Origin of the sequence: Marinobacter iranensis, from assembly GCF_029207565.1 — a bacterium.
In the GTDB taxonomy this organism is placed as follows: Bacteria; Pseudomonadota; Gammaproteobacteria; order Pseudomonadales; family Oleiphilaceae; genus Marinobacter; species Marinobacter iranensis.
Genome location: NZ_JANCMW010000133.1, coordinates 1 through 275 on the forward strand (window position 1 = coordinate 1; position 275 = coordinate 275).

At 63.6% G+C, this 275-nt stretch carries 1 protein-coding gene; it reads left to right on the forward strand.

Going from position 1 to position 275, the window contains the following annotated elements:
• On the forward strand, nt 1–208 hold a 208-nt coding region (locus NLU14_RS21750; RefSeq protein ID WP_275710536.1), incomplete at its 5' end, for a hypothetical protein.
• Between the last annotated feature and the right edge of the window lie 67 nt (nt 209–275).

Here is a 275-nt window from a genome sequence, read left to right on the forward strand (position 1 = left end):
CAGCTTCGAGTTCCCGGACAGCGCGAACATGGACCTGACGGTGGGCAGCTTCGACGCGCCGCATCGCTTCCGTCCGGTTCATCATTTCGGCGTGGAGAGCATGCACGAACAGTGGCTCGACACGACCGGCCTCACCCGATACCGGACCGACGACAATCCCCAACTCGTCAAGCGCTGGATGGACTCCGTTGGCAAACTTCCCGACTGAAACGCACCGCTTCCGCAGCTTCGACGGCGTCGAGCTCGCCTGGACCGAGATGGGGCAGGGCAGGGAT